Source organism: Onishia taeanensis (assembly GCF_003268885.1).
GTDB classification, from domain to species: domain Bacteria; phylum Pseudomonadota; class Gammaproteobacteria; order Pseudomonadales; family Halomonadaceae; genus Onishia; species Onishia taeanensis_A.
The window spans coordinates 31,411-45,370 of record NZ_QLSX01000005.1 but is presented as its reverse complement, the minus strand read 5'-3'; the positions used below and the strand labels follow the sequence as shown (position 1 = coordinate 45,370).

At 59.3% G+C, this 13,960-nt stretch carries 13 protein-coding genes and 2 pseudogenes; 7 read left to right on the top strand and 8 right to left on the bottom strand.

All coding sequences use genetic code 11. The annotated features are described in order from the left end of the window. Window positions 1-9 precede the first annotated feature (9 nt). Window positions 10-1,845: a sodium-extruding oxaloacetate decarboxylase subunit alpha gene (gene oadA / locus BCL93_RS08175; RefSeq protein ID WP_112054791.1), complete on the top strand. Its 1,836-nt coding sequence runs from the start codon at window positions 10-12 to the stop codon at window positions 1,843-1,845. Window positions 1,846-2,030: 185 nt separating this feature from the next. On the opposite strand, the gene BCL93_RS08170 is transcribed toward oadA, so the two are convergent. Both BCL93_RS08170 and BCL93_RS08165 read right to left on the bottom strand, forming a co-directional pair. Beyond that, window positions 2,031-3,215 (bottom strand): ammonium transporter, encoded by a 1,185-nt coding sequence (locus BCL93_RS08170; RefSeq protein ID WP_112054790.1) that lies wholly within the window; start codon window positions 3,213-3,215, stop codon window positions 2,031-2,033. A 349-nt stretch (window positions 3,216-3,564) separates the two neighbouring features. Then, window positions 3,565-3,828 (bottom strand): annotated as a pseudogene (locus BCL93_RS08165) (IS30 family transposase); the annotation flags it as partial. A gap of 771 nt (window positions 3,829-4,599) precedes the next feature. Between BCL93_RS08165 and BCL93_RS08160 the strand changes: the two are divergent. After that, window positions 4,600-4,983 (top strand): cation-transporting P-type ATPase, encoded by a 384-nt coding sequence (locus BCL93_RS08160; RefSeq protein ID WP_112054789.1) that lies wholly within the window; start codon window positions 4,600-4,602, stop codon window positions 4,981-4,983. A 112-nt stretch (window positions 4,984-5,095) separates the two neighbouring features. Here BCL93_RS08160 and BCL93_RS08155 read toward each other — a convergent pair whose 3' ends face one another. Continuing rightward, window positions 5,096-5,578 (bottom strand): rubrerythrin family protein, encoded by a 483-nt coding sequence (locus BCL93_RS08155; RefSeq protein ID WP_112054788.1) that lies wholly within the window; start codon window positions 5,576-5,578, stop codon window positions 5,096-5,098. 14 nt (window positions 5,579-5,592) lie between these two features. On the opposite strand from BCL93_RS08155, the gene BCL93_RS17355 reads away from it, so the two are divergent. From BCL93_RS17355 to BCL93_RS08135, 4 genes are read left to right on the top strand one after another with little or no spacing between them, the layout of a single operon-like run. Then, window positions 5,593-6,063, top strand: a complete 471-nt coding sequence (locus tag BCL93_RS17355; protein ID WP_220086254.1) for a PepSY domain-containing protein — start codon at window positions 5,593-5,595, stop codon at window positions 6,061-6,063. A gap of 21 nt (window positions 6,064-6,084) precedes the next feature. After that, window positions 6,085-6,681: a cytochrome b/b6 domain-containing protein gene (locus tag BCL93_RS08145; RefSeq protein ID WP_112054786.1), complete on the top strand. Its 597-nt coding sequence runs from the start codon at window positions 6,085-6,087 to the stop codon at window positions 6,679-6,681. Beyond that, window positions 6,656-7,354 (top strand): response regulator, encoded by a 699-nt coding sequence (locus BCL93_RS08140; RefSeq protein ID WP_112054785.1) that lies wholly within the window; start codon window positions 6,656-6,658, stop codon window positions 7,352-7,354. Before BCL93_RS08145 ends, BCL93_RS08140 begins: the two co-directional genes overlap by 26 nt. Then, a complete protein-coding gene (locus BCL93_RS08135) occupies window positions 7,341-8,852 on the top strand; it encodes a sensor histidine kinase (protein WP_112054784.1) in 1,512 nt (503 codons plus the stop codon). The genes BCL93_RS08140 and BCL93_RS08135 overlap by 14 nt, the downstream gene beginning before the upstream one ends. A 159-nt stretch (window positions 8,853-9,011) precedes the next feature. Here BCL93_RS08135 and BCL93_RS08130 read toward each other — a convergent pair whose 3' ends face one another. The 4 genes and pseudogenes from BCL93_RS08130 to BCL93_RS08120 form a co-directional block, all read right to left on the bottom strand. Continuing rightward, the gene (locus BCL93_RS08130) at window positions 9,012-9,440 is read right to left on the bottom strand and encodes a universal stress protein (RefSeq protein WP_112054783.1); all 429 of its coding nucleotides are present in this window, start codon (window positions 9,438-9,440) and stop codon (window positions 9,012-9,014) included. A gap of 118 nt (window positions 9,441-9,558) precedes the next feature. Continuing rightward, the gene (locus BCL93_RS17690) at window positions 9,559-9,669 is read right to left on the bottom strand and encodes an undecaprenyl diphosphate synthase family protein (RefSeq protein WP_425339118.1); all 111 of its coding nucleotides are present in this window, start codon (window positions 9,667-9,669) and stop codon (window positions 9,559-9,561) included. After that, a complete protein-coding gene (locus BCL93_RS08125) occupies window positions 9,641-10,174 on the bottom strand; it encodes an undecaprenyl diphosphate synthase family protein (protein ID WP_220086252.1) in 534 nt (177 codons plus the stop codon). The genes BCL93_RS17690 and BCL93_RS08125 overlap by 29 nt, the downstream gene beginning before the upstream one ends. 66 nt (window positions 10,175-10,240) lie before the next feature. Then, a pseudogene (locus BCL93_RS08120) lies at window positions 10,241-10,381 on the bottom strand (IS30 family transposase); the annotation flags it as partial. 351 nt (window positions 10,382-10,732) lie between these two features. Between BCL93_RS08120 and BCL93_RS08115 the strand changes: the two are divergent. After that, complete coding sequence (locus tag BCL93_RS08115; RefSeq protein WP_112054782.1) at window positions 10,733-13,348, top strand: DUF3141 domain-containing protein; 2,616 nt, start codon at window positions 10,733-10,735, stop codon at window positions 13,346-13,348. A 120-nt stretch (window positions 13,349-13,468) separates the two neighbouring features. Here the strand turns inward: BCL93_RS08115 and BCL93_RS08110 are convergent, their stop codons facing one another. Continuing rightward, window positions 13,469-13,948 carry a methylglyoxal synthase gene (locus tag BCL93_RS08110; RefSeq protein ID WP_112054781.1) on the bottom strand — a complete coding sequence of 160 codons (480 nt, stop codon included), beginning with the start codon at window positions 13,946-13,948 and terminating at the stop codon, window positions 13,469-13,471. Window positions 13,949-13,960 lie beyond the last annotated feature (12 nt).

Genomic DNA, 13,960 nt, shown 5'->3' with positions numbered 1-13,960 from the left:
GAGAACCTCATGACAACGACAACTGCTTCCTCTGCCGCCGCCGATGCCGTCAGTATCACCGACGTGGTGCTGCGCGATGGTCATCAGTCGCTGATTGCCACCCGCCTGCGTACCGAGGACATGCTGCCGGTGTGTCCTGCACTGGATGCCATCGGCTTCCATTCGCTGGAAGTCTGGGGCGGGGCGACCTTCGATGCCTGTGTGCGCTTTCTCAAGGAAGACCCCTGGCAGCGGCTGGTGCAGCTCAAGGAAGCGCTGCCCAACACCCCATTGCAGATGCTACTGAGGGGCCAGAACCTGCTCGGCTACCGTCACTATGCCGATGACGTGGTGGAGCGCTTCGTCGCCAAGTCCGCCGATAACGGCATCGACATCTTTCGGGTCTTCGATGCCCTCAATGACCTGCGCAACCTGGAAACCGCCATGCGCGCGGTCAAGGCCAGCGGCAAGCATGCCCAGGGCACGCTCTGCTATACGGTCAGCCCGGTGCACACGCTTGAGCGCTTCGTCGCGGACGCCCGTCGCCTGGTCGATATGGGCGCCGATTCTATCGCCATCAAGGACATGGCCGGCCTGCTGACACCCTATGCGACTCAGGAGCTGGTGGCAGCGCTGGTGGAGGCCGTCGAGGTGCCGGTGCATCTTCATGCCCACGCGACGTCCGGACTGGCGTCCCAGTGCCACCTCAAGGCCGTTGAGGCCGGCTGTCGGCATATCGACACCTGCAACTCGGCCTTTGCCGGCGGGACAAGCCACCCGTCCACCGAGGCCATGGTGGCAGCCTTCAAGGACACGCCCTTTGATACCGGCCTCGACCTTGAAGCCATCAAGGCCGTGGGTGATCAGCTGCGTGAGGTGCGCAAGAAGTACGCTGGCTACGAGAGCGAGTTCACCCGCGAGGACGTGGCGGTACAGATCAATCAGGTGCCTGGTGGCATGATGTCTAACCTGGCCAACCAGTTGAAGGAGCAGAACGCCCTGTCGCAGATCCGCGAGGTCTTCGCCGAGATTCCGCGGGTACGCGCTGACCTCGGCTATCCGCCGCTGGTCACTCCGACGTCACAGATTGTCGGCACCCAGGCCGTGATGAATGTGCTCACCGGCAGTCGCTACAAGTCGATCACCAACGAGGTCAAACGCTATCTGCTGGGCGGCTATGGCCAGCCGCCGGCAGCGGTGGACGAGGGGCTAAGGAAGCGGGCGGTCGGCAACCAGCAGATCGAGGAAGGGCGCCCGGCCGACCAGTTGGACCCCGAGATGGCGCGTCTTACCGCCGACATCGGTGAGCTCGCCGAGGGTGAGGAAGACGTGCTGACCTATGCCATGTTCCCGGACCTGGGGCGCGACTTTCTCCAGGGGCGTCGTGACGGCACGCTGGTGCCGGAGCCGATGCCGGCACCGGTGGCGAGCGATGCCCAGCGACCGGTCACCGAGGCCACGCCGACCGAGTTCGTGATCGACGTGCACGGTGAGTCCTACGAAGTGCAGATCACCGGCGTGGGCAGCGATGCCGGCGGCAAACGTCAGGTCTACCTGACCCTAGATGGCATGCCGGAGTCGGTGGTCTTCGAGGCCCGCGACAGCTATGACGCTGGCGCCGGTGGCAAGGGCGGTCGTGCTCGCGCCACTGGCAAGGGGCACGTGACCACCGCCATGCCGGGCAATATCGTCGAGGTGCTGGTGGCCGTTGGCGACAGCGTCGAAGCGGGCCAGCCGGTGCTGATCAGCGAAGCCATGAAGATGGAGACCGAGGTGCATGCCCGCCAGGCCGGCAGCGTGGTGGCGATTCACGTGGCCAAGGGCGACCGGGTGACGCCGGGCGAGGTGCTGATCGAGATCGAGTGATCCCGGCTCTCCGGCGCCGCTGGCCGGCGCTGGGGAATCGTGCAGTAGAGAGCCGTGCAGTAGAGAGCCAATAGAGGAGAGCCGATAGTGGAAGGCGCTCGCGGGCGAGATGGCCGCGAGCGCCTGCTGGCACGGTCTCGAGTGCTTGGTTTCGAGTACTTGGTTTCGAGTGCTTGGTCGAGTACTTAGTCCCGCGGGCTGGCGCTGATCTTGTGGATGGCCAGGTCCGCGCCCATGAACTCATCCTCCTGGCTGAGGCGTATGCCAACCGCGGCCTTGATTCCGCCGTAGATCGCCAACCCCGAGGCGACTGCCAGTCCGATCCCCAGTAGCGTGCCGATCAGTTGGGCCGCCAGGCTCACCCCGCCGACCCCGCCCAGGGCGGCCTGACCGAAGATCCCCGCCGCAATGGCTCCCCAGGCCCCGCAGATCCCGTGCAGTGGCCAGACGCCCAGCACGTCATCGATCTTCCAGCGATTCTGGGTCAGGGTGAACATCACCACGAAGAGACCGCCGCCTATAGCGCCGGTGGCCAGCGCCCCCAGCGGATGCATCAGATCGGAACCGGCGCACACCGCGACCAGTCCGGCCAGCGGGCCATTATGGATGAAGCCCGGGTCATTTCGCCCCAGCAGCATGGCCGCCAGGATGCCGCCTACCATGGCCATCAGCGAATTGACCGCCACCAGGCCACTGATGCCGTCCAGCGTCTGAGCCGACATCACGTTGAAGCCGAACCAGCCCACCGTCAGTGTCCAGGACCCCAGGGCCAGGAAGGGGATGCTGGAAGGAGGGTGCGCGGCCACGGCATCCTTGTGCGGGTAGCGGCCGCGGCGAGCGCCCAGCAGCAGCACGGCCATCAGGGCTACCCAGCCGCCGAAGCCATGCACGACCATCGAACCGGCGAAGTCATGAAAGCCATGCCCGAAGGTCATTGCCAGCCATGCCTGAAGGCCCAGGTTGCCGTTCCAGACGATGCCCTCGAAAAAGGGGTAGGCTAGCGCCACCAGCAGCAGCGTGGCGGTGAACTGCGGATAGAAACGCGCGCGCTCGGCGATGCCACCGGAGATGATGGCAGGGATGGCGGCGGCGAAGGTCAGCAGGAAGAAGAACTTGACCAGCTCGTAGCCGTTGTTGACAGCGAGCGTGGTCGCATCGTCGAAGAAGCCGGTCCCGTAGGCCACGGCGTAGCCCACGGTAAAGTAGGCAAGCGTCGAGGCGGCGAAGTCGGTGATGATCTTGACCAGGGCATTGACCTGGTTCTTGCTGCGAACGGTGCCTACCTCGAGAAAGGCGAAGCCTGCATGCATGGCGAGAACCATGCAGGCACCCAGCAGCAGAAAGAGAACGTCGGCACTGGAAGGTGTCATGGCGTACCCAAATTAGCGTGTTATAGGTGATGGCCGGATTACTTTGGTGCGTAAACCGGCCGGCATTTTCGGGCGTTAGCCCGGCACTACGGGCGGATGAGCCCGTGAGGTGCAACGCTATTGGGTATGCACTATTTGTGCCGATCAAGATAAAGATATTAAAACAGTGACTTATTGCCATAAGCACTTGCGGTACGGCTTTTTAGTGCCTTATTAGCGTGCATTGAGGTCACATCGATGAGTCTTTTTGGTGCAACGCCGGTAATGCGTGGTGCGTTGCCCGGAACCACTGCTTTGAAACGACTGCTTCGAAACCACACCTTTGAAACCATTCCTTTGAAACCTGAATTCAAGCAATAAGCGCAGCACCTGCGGTACCCAGAACTCCTGAGTATTCCCCCAGAAACACCTGTGCCAGTGTCCGATACCCGAGGCGCTTTCGAGGGCGGTCATTCAGCTTCTCAACCACCTTACGCAGCTCGGCGTCGGTGACCTGCCGGAAGTCCGTCCCCTTGGGAGAGTACTGCCGTATCAAGCCGTTGGTGTTCTTGTTGCTTCCTCGCTGGCCGGAGCAGTAGGGATCACAGAAGTAGATGGAGGCAGTCAAAGCCTTGGTGAATCGCCCCGGGTATTCTAGACACCCGTCAGGCTCTGGGTGCCGTCCAGACCATGCCTCTTGTCGTCGTGGAGGTCATATGCTGGCCCAGCTCCGGAGGCGAATTCCACACCCAACGACGAAGAGCCCTATTTTGCCTTATGTCCTAGAACATCAGTTTCGCCTTTCTTTGATTGCTTGGCCGCTTTCTTTTCCTTTGCGGTTAAAAGCGGCTTCTTTTTAATATCCCTTTTTTGTCCTGTCCTCATTCTCTTTGCCTATGTTAATAATTGCATGAGCCTAAAGTTAGTTTTAGCCAACCTGAGGCTTTTTCCTAAGCATCGATAGCTGAGATTCCGATGCGTACAGATGCCAGTATGGTCCTGATCACGAACAACTGAAAGCGTTTATTATCTTTTGCAAGCGTGTGTTTTTGTGTGATGGTTAATTTATATAAATTAGAAGACCAGGTTTTATTTTGTCGTAATGCTATGATATGTATAGAGACAGTATTTAAGTAGGCCGGCCTGGGCCCCACTGTCAGGTTAGTTGGAAGCTCAGTGGCTGTTACATTCTGAACTCTAACGGGGAGAGATGAGGTTCCGGTGAAGAACTCCGACGAGCGCCGGGAAGCCATCTGGAAGAAACTGCTCCCGCCGCATAATCTAGCTGAGGTGGCCACGATTGCTGGGTAAGGTCAAACAGCTGGTGAGGCGCTGGCTATCCGTTTGCGCTCGTTCTGCTAGCATGGATTAAAACCGCTGAATGGAAGCCTGAGCCGGGGTTTGAATGGAAAATCGACCTAACTGGCATGAGCTGTCACAGGACAAGGTGCTCTCCGAACTGGAGACCACGCCAGCTGGGCTAAGCGACGACGAAGCGTCGGCTAGGCTCGACATTCATGGTGCCAACCGGCTGCCCCAGCCTCCCGGGCGCAGTCTGCTGCGGCGGCTCCTATCCCATTTCAACAACATCCTGATCTACGTTCTGCTCGGTGCGGCAGTCATTACCGGCTTGCTTCAGCACTGGCTGGACATGTCCGTGATTCTGGCGGTGGTTATCGTCAACGCCGTTATCGGTCTGGTCCAGGAAGGCAAGGCCGAAAAAGCGATGGATGCCATCCGTCACATGCTGGCGCTGCGGGCGGCCGTGCTGCGGGGTGGCCAACGGTGAAGTGGACCCCGAAATTCGGACCAGGCGCTAAGCTCTGATCACCAGGGACCCTTCAATTAAGCTAGGTCGCACGGCGGACGTGGTGCCGCCGTGCGTTGCCCAGTCTCGGCGTTTAATCCATCTCGCCATTATTGAGCTTTTTCAGGGCCCGTTTGTACAAGGTGTAGTGATCGCCCTCGTCGGCCGCGATTTGCCGAAACATGTCGGCCACTTTGTTATCGCCAACGTTGTCAGCTTGCTTCGCGAAGCTCACATACATCTTTGTGTTTTCGTAGTGCTCCTGGGCCATGCTTCCAAGCAGGTTTTGCTTGTCGCTTTCTACCAGGCCGGCGGCATCCGCTTCACGGGCGAAATGCTCATAGGCTTCGACCTTGGAGTTCTGATTGAATAGCTTGGCAAGCTCCGGATGGCCTGACTCTCTGGCTTTTTTAGCAAAGTCACTATATTTGAGGTGGGCGAATGCTTCGCCATGCATCGCGGTTTTGAGGTTTTCCGCAGTTTGCGGATCCAGAGAGTCACCCGCAAATACAGGGCCGACAAAACTCAGCCCGACGGCCGCCATTGAAATCGACAGGACATTTCGCACTGTTCTCATGATAAACCTCCTCAGTGCCCTTCAGGGCGTTTGGACTTGAGGTTCCAAGTCTCGGCGAAAGACCTGATGAGAACCTGACTGCGGATGAATTCGATGATGAAAGTTTTGTGACTGTCAGGATTTCGTCAGCTGGGAAAACGATAGTGATCTTCGAGAGTACTAAGAGAAGCATTCATCAACCACGGAGCGTTTCGATGATTTCGAAGAAGACTGTTGTGATTGCAGCAACTGCATTGATGGCGATGATGATGTTTTCATCCTCTGCCCTTGCGAGCCCGCAGTGTACGGACAAGCCCGAGTCCAAATGGCTTAGCGAGAAAGCCATGAAGTCAAAGATCAAACAAATGGGTTACGGTGAGATAAAGATTTTCCGTAAGACCGCAAGCGGCTGCTACGAGATATATGGCTATACCGGGGACGGTCACCGTGCCGAGGTCTACTTTAACCCCATTGACGGTAGCGTCGTCGAGAAGAATGTGGACTGAACTATGTGAGGAGTTGCCAAGATGAACCGTCGCAAGGAGGATATGGCCGCGCCCACGCGTGGCCACGTCAAGGTCTGGGACCCAGTAGTGCGGCTGTTCCACTGGATCGTGGTTATGGGCGTTACGCTGAATTATTTTGTTCTTGAAACTGGCGAACCCACGCACCGATATCTGGGCTACACCGTTTTCGGTGCTCTGGTGGTTCGGCTTGTATGGGGTTTCGTCGGCTCCCACTATGCCCGGTTCAGCCAATTTGTGGCGAGCCCGACCACCGTGGCCGGGCATCTTGCCCGTACATTGCGACTGCGCAGCCCGCGCTATCTCGGTCATAATCCGGCCGGTGGTGCCATGATGGTTGTATTGATGATTATGCTGGCCGCGCTTTGCATCACGGGCTGGATGCAGACGCTGGATGCATTCTGGGGCGTGATGTGGGTTCAGGACGCCCATGAGCTATGTGCGAACTTGATTGTTGCGCTAGCCTGCATCCATGTGATTTCGGCGATCCTGGAAAGCGTCGTCCACCGGGAGAACCTGATCCTGGCAATGATTACCGGTCGCAAACGGACATCAAAGACGTCGGGACAAGTCAATGAAGCTTCTGCTGGTCGAAGATAATCAACGCCTAGCGAATTTGCTCGCGGATGCGCTGCGCGATGAGGGCTTCACGGTCGACAGGGCGGAAACCCTGAGTGCCACCACCGAACTGTGCGCCACCCAGCCATATGACTTGTTGCTGCTGGATCTGGGAATGCCCGACGGCGACGGGCTGGATTTCATTCGTGAACATCGACAGCGTGAAGATGCTTGTCCCATTCTCGTGATCACTGCTCACGGAGGACTGGATGACCGGGTCGCTGGGCTGGATGTCGGGGCAGATGACTATATGGTGAAACCCGTCGAGGTCCCCGAGCTCGCGGCACGGTGTCGGGTGCTTTTGCGCCGTTCGGTGCCTGGATCTCCCGTCACCCTGTCGTTCGCCAACGTGTCCTTCGAGGTGTCTAGCCGCGAGGTTAGCGTGGACGGAGAGCCTGTCAGCCTGGCGCCCCGCGAGCTTGACCTTCTTGAGCGCCTGATGCTTCGAGCCGGTCACGTCGTGCCCAAAGCCCGCCTGGAGCAGGTCTTGTACGCTCTCTCCGAGGAGGTTAGTCCGAACGCCCTGGAAGCTTCCGTATCAAGGCTGCGAAAGCGGCTCAGGCAGACGGGGGCTGACGTCGTTCTGCATACCGCTCATGGTATCGGCTATGCTCTGGTCGCAAAGACACCTAAGGACGACGATGTTTCGACCTGACAAATCTGCAACGGCCGAGGCGGACAGGTCCGAGAAGGGTCGGCGCTTCAGTCAGACCCTCCTGTTCAAGATGTCCCTGCGCATGGGTGTCGTGGCGGCGATTTTTTTCGTCATTCAGGTGGCGGCCGTGGTCTGGATGTATGCGCACCGACCCAACGAGCTGGACCAGTTGCTGGTCTCGGCGGAGGCGCAAAGGATAGCCAGCGAGCTGCGACAGACATCACCCGGCGCCGAATTCTCCATACCGCCGGATCTGAAGAAGCCACTTGCAGGCAACACCCAACGGGCGTTCGTGATCCACGATCATCGTGGTCGCGTGGTCGGGCGATTCAATGACGGTGATTTGCGGGTGGCCGACTCGCCGCCTTCGTCGTTCATAAAGATACGTACGCAGCGCGAGACGCTGTACGACCACTTCCTGCTCTCGGGGACCCGCCGTGTCACCATGAACGGACATCCGCTTTGGGTGAGTGTGGCGATCAGTGGTCAGGGCTTCGAGCCTTTCATTCCCATTATCTTCACCGAGATCCGAGTCCATGTGCTGTTTCCGGTTGTATTGATCACCCTGCTGTTTCTGCTTTTCAATTATGGGGTGGTCAAGCGCACATTGAAGCCGCTGAACGACACTATCGCTACCGTCAACCAGGTCGATCCTGCCGACCCCTCCGCCAGAGTTCCTTCTTCGAGCTATTCGTGGGAATTGCGGGCCCTCACGGAATCCACCAACCAGATGCTCGAACGCGTGCAGCAGTCCGTGCATATGCTCCGGGACTTTTCAGGGAACGTGGCCCATGAGCTGCGAACGCCGCTCGCCATCATGCTGCTTACCATTCGCAAACTGCCGGATGACGAGTTCCGCGATAGTCTCTACAGAGACACGGTCGGCATGCAACGACTAGTAGAGCAGTTGCTGGACCTTTCCCAGGCTGAGTCGCTAACTATTCAGCGGGATGCCGCGAGGGTGAATCTTGGACAAGTGGCCGAGACGGTTGTCGGGGGCCTCGTTCCGCTTGCCTTATCGCGCCAGCGTTTCATCGATTATTCGGACGAGGGTGCTTCCTTGGTAAGAGGACACGAGGAGGCGATTGCTCGGGCGTTGCGTAATGTTGTCGAAAACGCGCTCGCGCATACGCCCGTGGATACCGGTATCGAGGTAACCAGCGGCCCCGGTCCTGGCTTTGAGGTGCGTGACCATGGGCCTGGCATACCCCAAGCCAGTCGCCACCGGGTGAAGGAGCGGTTCTACCGTGGTACAGGCGAGAAGTCCGATGGAGCCGGCCTGGGTCTCGCCATCGCGACCACAATTGTCGAGGCGCACGGCGGGTGTCTTGAAATCGGGGACGCCGATGATGGCGGCGCGCTGGTCAGACTGATGTTTGTCGCGCAGTCGAGCGAAGAGCATGACTCACAGTCACCTCTGATGGTGCGTCAAGGTGACGCCCCGAAGAAGTCCCCGGATGACGATCAACACAATGGATCTGGCCTGCCTATGGCCTAAACGCTCCACGGACGATGAGCACCTGCTCTACCTGACCGGTCACTCCTGCATCACGACCTGACGGTGCAGGCTGTAGGACCAGACGAAACCCAATAGCCTAGCCCTGAGGCATCGTGGGTTGATCTCATAGGGTAGGGCGGAATACCCATCTGGCTGATATTAAGGTGTTGCTGTGACCGGTGATACGAAGCCCGGCGGCTTCAGCGCCAGCACCGAACACTGCAAGTGATAGAGCACCGCCTCGGCCGTGTTGCCGATGATGAAGCCAGGGATCCCGATTCTCGCCACCGTCCCCATCACCACCAAAACCGCCTTCAACTTCTTGACCAGCTGGGGGCTCTGTTTTCGTGCATAACCCATGGGCAAGTGGACCCGGGGGGGCAGGTAATCATAGGCTTCCGAATCGATGCGCTCGCGAAACCGATGCGTCAGCCTATCTATGCCGACCTTGTGACGGAACTGCTCTCCTCGGCGATGTGTCGTCGTGTCGCGATCGTTGGCCCAGAGGCCCACGAAACCGGCTTCCTGCGCATCCCAGGCATGCACGAGATGGAGCTCGGCGAAGTCCGGTAGTGAAGTGGACCCCATTCACTGGACCACCTGACAGGCGAGCTAAGCTCTGACCGGATTGTCATCAGGCGTCAGGCCGCCTGGATCAGTGGTTGATCGAAGTACACCTCATCAGGTGTCGCATCCAGATCGCCGATTACCCGCCGAGTGTCTGGTCCTGTTTTTTAAACCAAGCGAGTGCCTGTTCAAAATGCTTCGGATCAAAATCAGGCCAATATTCATCCCTGACATAGAAATCCGCATACACTGATTGTACCGGGAGAAAACCGCTCAATCGGCGTCCACCCCCCCCAGCGTACAATCAAATCCAAACGTGAAATTTCATCTGAACGCAGGCCACCGCTTTTAAGACCGGCCAGATCCCATTCCCAGCCATAGTTGACTAGCAGATTCACCTTTATTCCGGCACCTTGGCGCTGCCGAAACTTCTTTAATACCTCAGGAAATTGCTTCGAGGTCTCATCACCGACCACCAGCAACGCCGCTCCACGGCGTGCAATCTCCAAAGCGAATGTAACGGAGGCCTCACTGAATGCCCGTGTCTGAATAGAAGGCCGCTTGGTGTTGTCTTGGGTAAAGCAATATATGGAAACTTCCTTGATTCCAACTTCTTTACATTTCTCGAGCAGCAGCAATCCCGGGTTGATACCATAAGCATATCCGCCCTCTTTGGGAATATCATGGTCCATAGCCCAACGGCGATTTCCATCCGGAATGAAACCGACGTGACGCGGGATATTATTTTTCGCCATTGCAAACCTTATTCCAATATGATTCAAGGGCATAGGAGGCGGATGCAGCTTCTGAGTGCAACACGGTCAATGAATCGATGACGGAGCTTCATGGTACTTCGCCATCAGTTCGCTCATCACCTCAATGGGACACTTGAAGTCGAAGCGCTTTCGCGGGCGCATGTTCAACTCAAACGCTATGTCATCCAGTTCCTTCTGACTGTAGACCCCTGAATTCAAGTAACAAGCGCAGCACCTGCGGTATCCAAGGCGCCTGAATATTCCCCCAGAAACACTCGCGCCGGAAGATGCCGCTGGCGTTGCAGCGTTTCTCTCTGTCTTCTTGCGCGTCAGAGGCGGCATTCGTGCCTTTGTGAACGGTTGATGGCGTGGCGCTGGGCGGGTGATGGGTATGTGATGGGCATGAGATACGGATGCAGTGGCCATCCGATAAGCGCCCTGCTGCTGCAGTATGCCTACCGGCAGTCAGTGACAGGTGGCAGGCTTTCGCGCTAGTCTATTTTGCATCGCAGCATGGCCTGAGACGGCCTGCATCCCAACGACCATCGGGAGAACCGTATGCTTGCTGCCTATAACGCCATGACTAACACGGCTTTATCTTTTTTTGATCCGCTGGGGTTCGGGCGGAGTGCCATGGATTACTGGCGCGATACCGTCGAGCGTCAGGTGCTGTTCCTGGATGTCATGCGTGAACGGGGCAACCAGTACCTAGAGCACATGGAACAGACCAAGCCTAATGTGCTGGGTTTCGAGTCTGAATTGATCATGGACGGTCGCGATCTACCGCGGCCTGTGAACTACGAGCTGATGCGCATCCTGCCGCCGGCCGGGGTCGAAATCGATCCTGACATGCGGCCCTTCGTGGTCGTCGACCCCCGCGCCGGCCATGGCCCGGGCATTGGCGGCTTCAAGCCCGACAGTGAACTGGGCGTCGCCCTGCGGGCCGGGCATCCCTGCTACTTCATCGGTTTCTTGCCGTTCCCGGTGCCGGGGCAGACGGTCGAGGATGTGGTGGATGCCGAGATCGCCTTCCTGTGGGAAGTGATCGCGCGCCATGATCACCTGACCGAGAAACCGATGGTGGTTGGTAACTGTCAGGCCGGCTGGCAAATCATGATGGCCGCCGCCCTGGAGCCCGATTGCTTCGGCCCGATTCTGATCGCCGGTGCGCCGCTGTCCTACTGGGCCGGTGAGCGGGGCAAGGCGCCCATGCGCTATGCCGGCGGCATGAACGGTGGCAGCTGGACGACGGCGTTGGCCGGGGATCTGGGCGCCGGGCTTTTTGACGGTGCACTGCTGGTTCAGAACTTCGAGAAGCTCAACCCGGCCAACACCCTCTGGACCAAGCAGTACCGCCTTTATGCCAATATCGATAGTGAAGCCGAGCGCTACCTGCAGTTCGAGCGCTGGTGGGGTGGGCATGTGGTGCTGGGGTCCGAGGAGATCCAGTACATCGTCGACAACCTGTTCGTCGGTAACCGGCTGAGCAATGCGCGCCTGACCACCCGGGATGGCCGGCGTATCGATCTGCGCAATGTGCGCTCACCGATCGTGGTGTTCTGCTCGAAGGGGGATGACATCACGCCACCGCCGCAGGCACTGGGTTGGATCAGCGACCTCTACGGCGATGCCGACGATATCGTTGCCAACGGCCAGACTATCGTCTATTGCCAGCATGACACCACCGGGCATCTGGGGATCTTCGTGTCGGGTAGCGTGTCGCGCAAGGAGCATGCCGAGTTCACCGCCAACATGGACTATATCGATGTGCTCCCTCCGGGGCTCTACGAGACCACGGTGACGGAAACCGCGTCCCGCGGTGCCGCCGAGGCGGTGCATGTCGACGGGGATTACCTGCTCGAATTTAGCCAGCGCAGCATTGATGACATCGATGCCATCGTGAAGCCGCATGCTGACGACGAGCGCCGCTTCGCTACCGTGGCGCGGGTATCCGAGATCAATCTGGGCATCTACCAGATGCTGGTGCAGCCCTGGCTGAGAGCGGTGATGACACCCTCGGCTGCTCGCTGGATTCGTCGCATGCACCCGATACGCCTGGGCTACAAGCTGTTCTCCGACCGCAACCCCTTGATGGTGCCGGTCCCGGTACTGGCGGAACGCATCAAGGCCGATCGTCATGAAGTGGGAGCCGATAACACCTGGCGGCAGATGGAATTCACTCTGTCCGATCAGGTCGAGGCGTCTCTGCAGGCCTATCAGCAGGTGCGCGACCAGTCTACTGAGCGTCTGTTTCAGGAACTCTACGGTCAGCCCTGGCTGCAAACCATGGTGGGGCTTGGCGTGGACGGTGAGCCGGTGCGACGGCGTCCGGGTATCGAACCCGAGCACCAGCGTTTCGTTGCCAGCCGCAAGGCAGAGCTGCAGTCGCGCGTCGATCAGGGCGGCCCCCATGCCGCGGTGATGCGCTCGATGATTTATGTTCTGGGCGGCGCCCCGGCTACCGACGAGCGTAATTTCAAGCGCCTGCGGGCAAGCCGCGAAGAGCTTGAGCCGAATCTCAAGATCGCGGAATTCAAGGCTCTGGTGCGTGAGCAGTTCTTCATTCTCAAGCTCGACCGTCACCATGCGCTGAAGGTACTGCCTGACATGCTGGAAGGCGCCACAAATCAGGAGATCGACGATCATCTGGCGCATATCGAGCATGTGTTGACGGCCAGCGGTACCCCGGGCGAGCGAGCGGCGAAGCGCCTGGAGACGATCCGTGACTGCTTCGATCGGGCGCGGCCGGCTGAACCGCCGCAGGCAGAGGCGGTGCCCAGCATCCCCGAGTCGGTCGCCGGCGATCGGTCGGTGCCTGAGCAGAAAAAGCCCCGGCCGCAAGCCAAAGCCGGACAGCACGCTAACGCCGAGCCGAAAGCCACAGCAGAACCACAGGCCCAGGCAGAGCAAAAAGCCGCCAAGGATGTAGCGAAGCCCCAGGGCTCAGTCGCGCCAGATAGCGTGGCACCTGTTGCAGCCGATACCGAAGCTGATGTCCAGAGCAGCGGTGCGACCAGTGCGGAGACCAGTGTTGAGACCAGTGCTGCAGCCAAGGCCGAGGTTGATGCAGACACCAAGGCCAATGCCTCGGTTACTGCCGAGAGTAGCACCCAGGGCACTCGTGCCAAGCGTCGGCCGGCGGGGCGCAAGACGCCGCCTGCCGGTGATGCCTGATCCGGTCGCGGGCCCCCAGGGTCCGGTTCGAGGATCAGCCATAAAAAAGCGCCGCCCCATGGGGCGGCGCTTTCACGTTGATGCCGACACGCATCGACGTAGATAGCGATACGGGACAGGCTAGTTATCGACACGGGCCGACACCCAGCCTCCAGCATCCGGGATGCCGATTTCGAACTCTTCACCCACGTAGGGAGAGCTGATCAGGAAGTCAGCACTGGCAGCGTTGCAGGCCACCGGAATATTCCAGAGCGCCGCCAAGCGAAGCAGTGCCTTGACGTCCGGATCATGGGGCATCGGCGCGAAGGGGTCCCAGAAGAAGACCAGGAGATCCAGGCCCTGTTCGGTGATGCGGGCGCCAATCTGTTGATCGCCCCCCAGGGGGCCGCTCATCAGGCCTTCGACCTCGAGTCCCAGCTCTTTCGATACCCGCTTGGCGGTGGTGCCTGTACCCACCAGCTGGTGGGCCGCCAGGGTGTCATACCAACGCCGAGCCCAGACGAGCAGCTCATCCTTCTTGCCGTCGTGAGCGATCAGGGCGATGCGCTTGCGACGGGGCAGGGTGCGGGTCGTCTGCTGTCCAGGACGTTGCTCGCTCATGAGTGCCTTTCC

Coding starts and splice junctions, on each gene's coding strand:
- oadA (WP_112054791.1), top strand. CDS start 10: ATGACAACGACAACTGCTTCCTCTGCCGCCGCCGATGCCGTCAGTATC.
- BCL93_RS08145 (WP_112054786.1), top strand. CDS start 6,085: ATGAACCGTCGCAAGGAGGATATGGCCGCGCCCACGCGTGGCCACGTC.
- BCL93_RS08170 (WP_112054790.1), bottom strand. CDS start 3,215: ATGACACCTTCCAGTGCCGACGTTCTCTTTCTGCTGCTGGGTGCCTGC.
- BCL93_RS08135 (WP_112054784.1), top strand. CDS start 7,341: ATGTTTCGACCTGACAAATCTGCAACGGCCGAGGCGGACAGGTCCGAG.
- BCL93_RS08110 (WP_112054781.1), bottom strand. CDS start 13,948: ATGAGCGAGCAACGTCCTGGACAGCAGACGACCCGCACCCTGCCCCGT.
- BCL93_RS08115 (WP_112054782.1), top strand. CDS start 10,733: ATGCTTGCTGCCTATAACGCCATGACTAACACGGCTTTATCTTTTTTT.
- BCL93_RS08125 (WP_220086252.1), bottom strand. CDS start 10,174: ATGGCGAAAAATAATATCCCGCGTCACGTCGGTTTCATTCCGGATGGA.
- BCL93_RS08130 (WP_112054783.1), bottom strand. CDS start 9,440: ATGGGGTCCACTTCACTACCGGACTTCGCCGAGCTCCATCTCGTGCAT.
- BCL93_RS08140 (WP_112054785.1), top strand. CDS start 6,656: ATGAAGCTTCTGCTGGTCGAAGATAATCAACGCCTAGCGAATTTGCTC.
- BCL93_RS08155 (WP_112054788.1), bottom strand. CDS start 5,578: ATGAGAACAGTGCGAAATGTCCTGTCGATTTCAATGGCGGCCGTCGGG.
- BCL93_RS08160 (WP_112054789.1), top strand. CDS start 4,600: ATGGAAAATCGACCTAACTGGCATGAGCTGTCACAGGACAAGGTGCTC.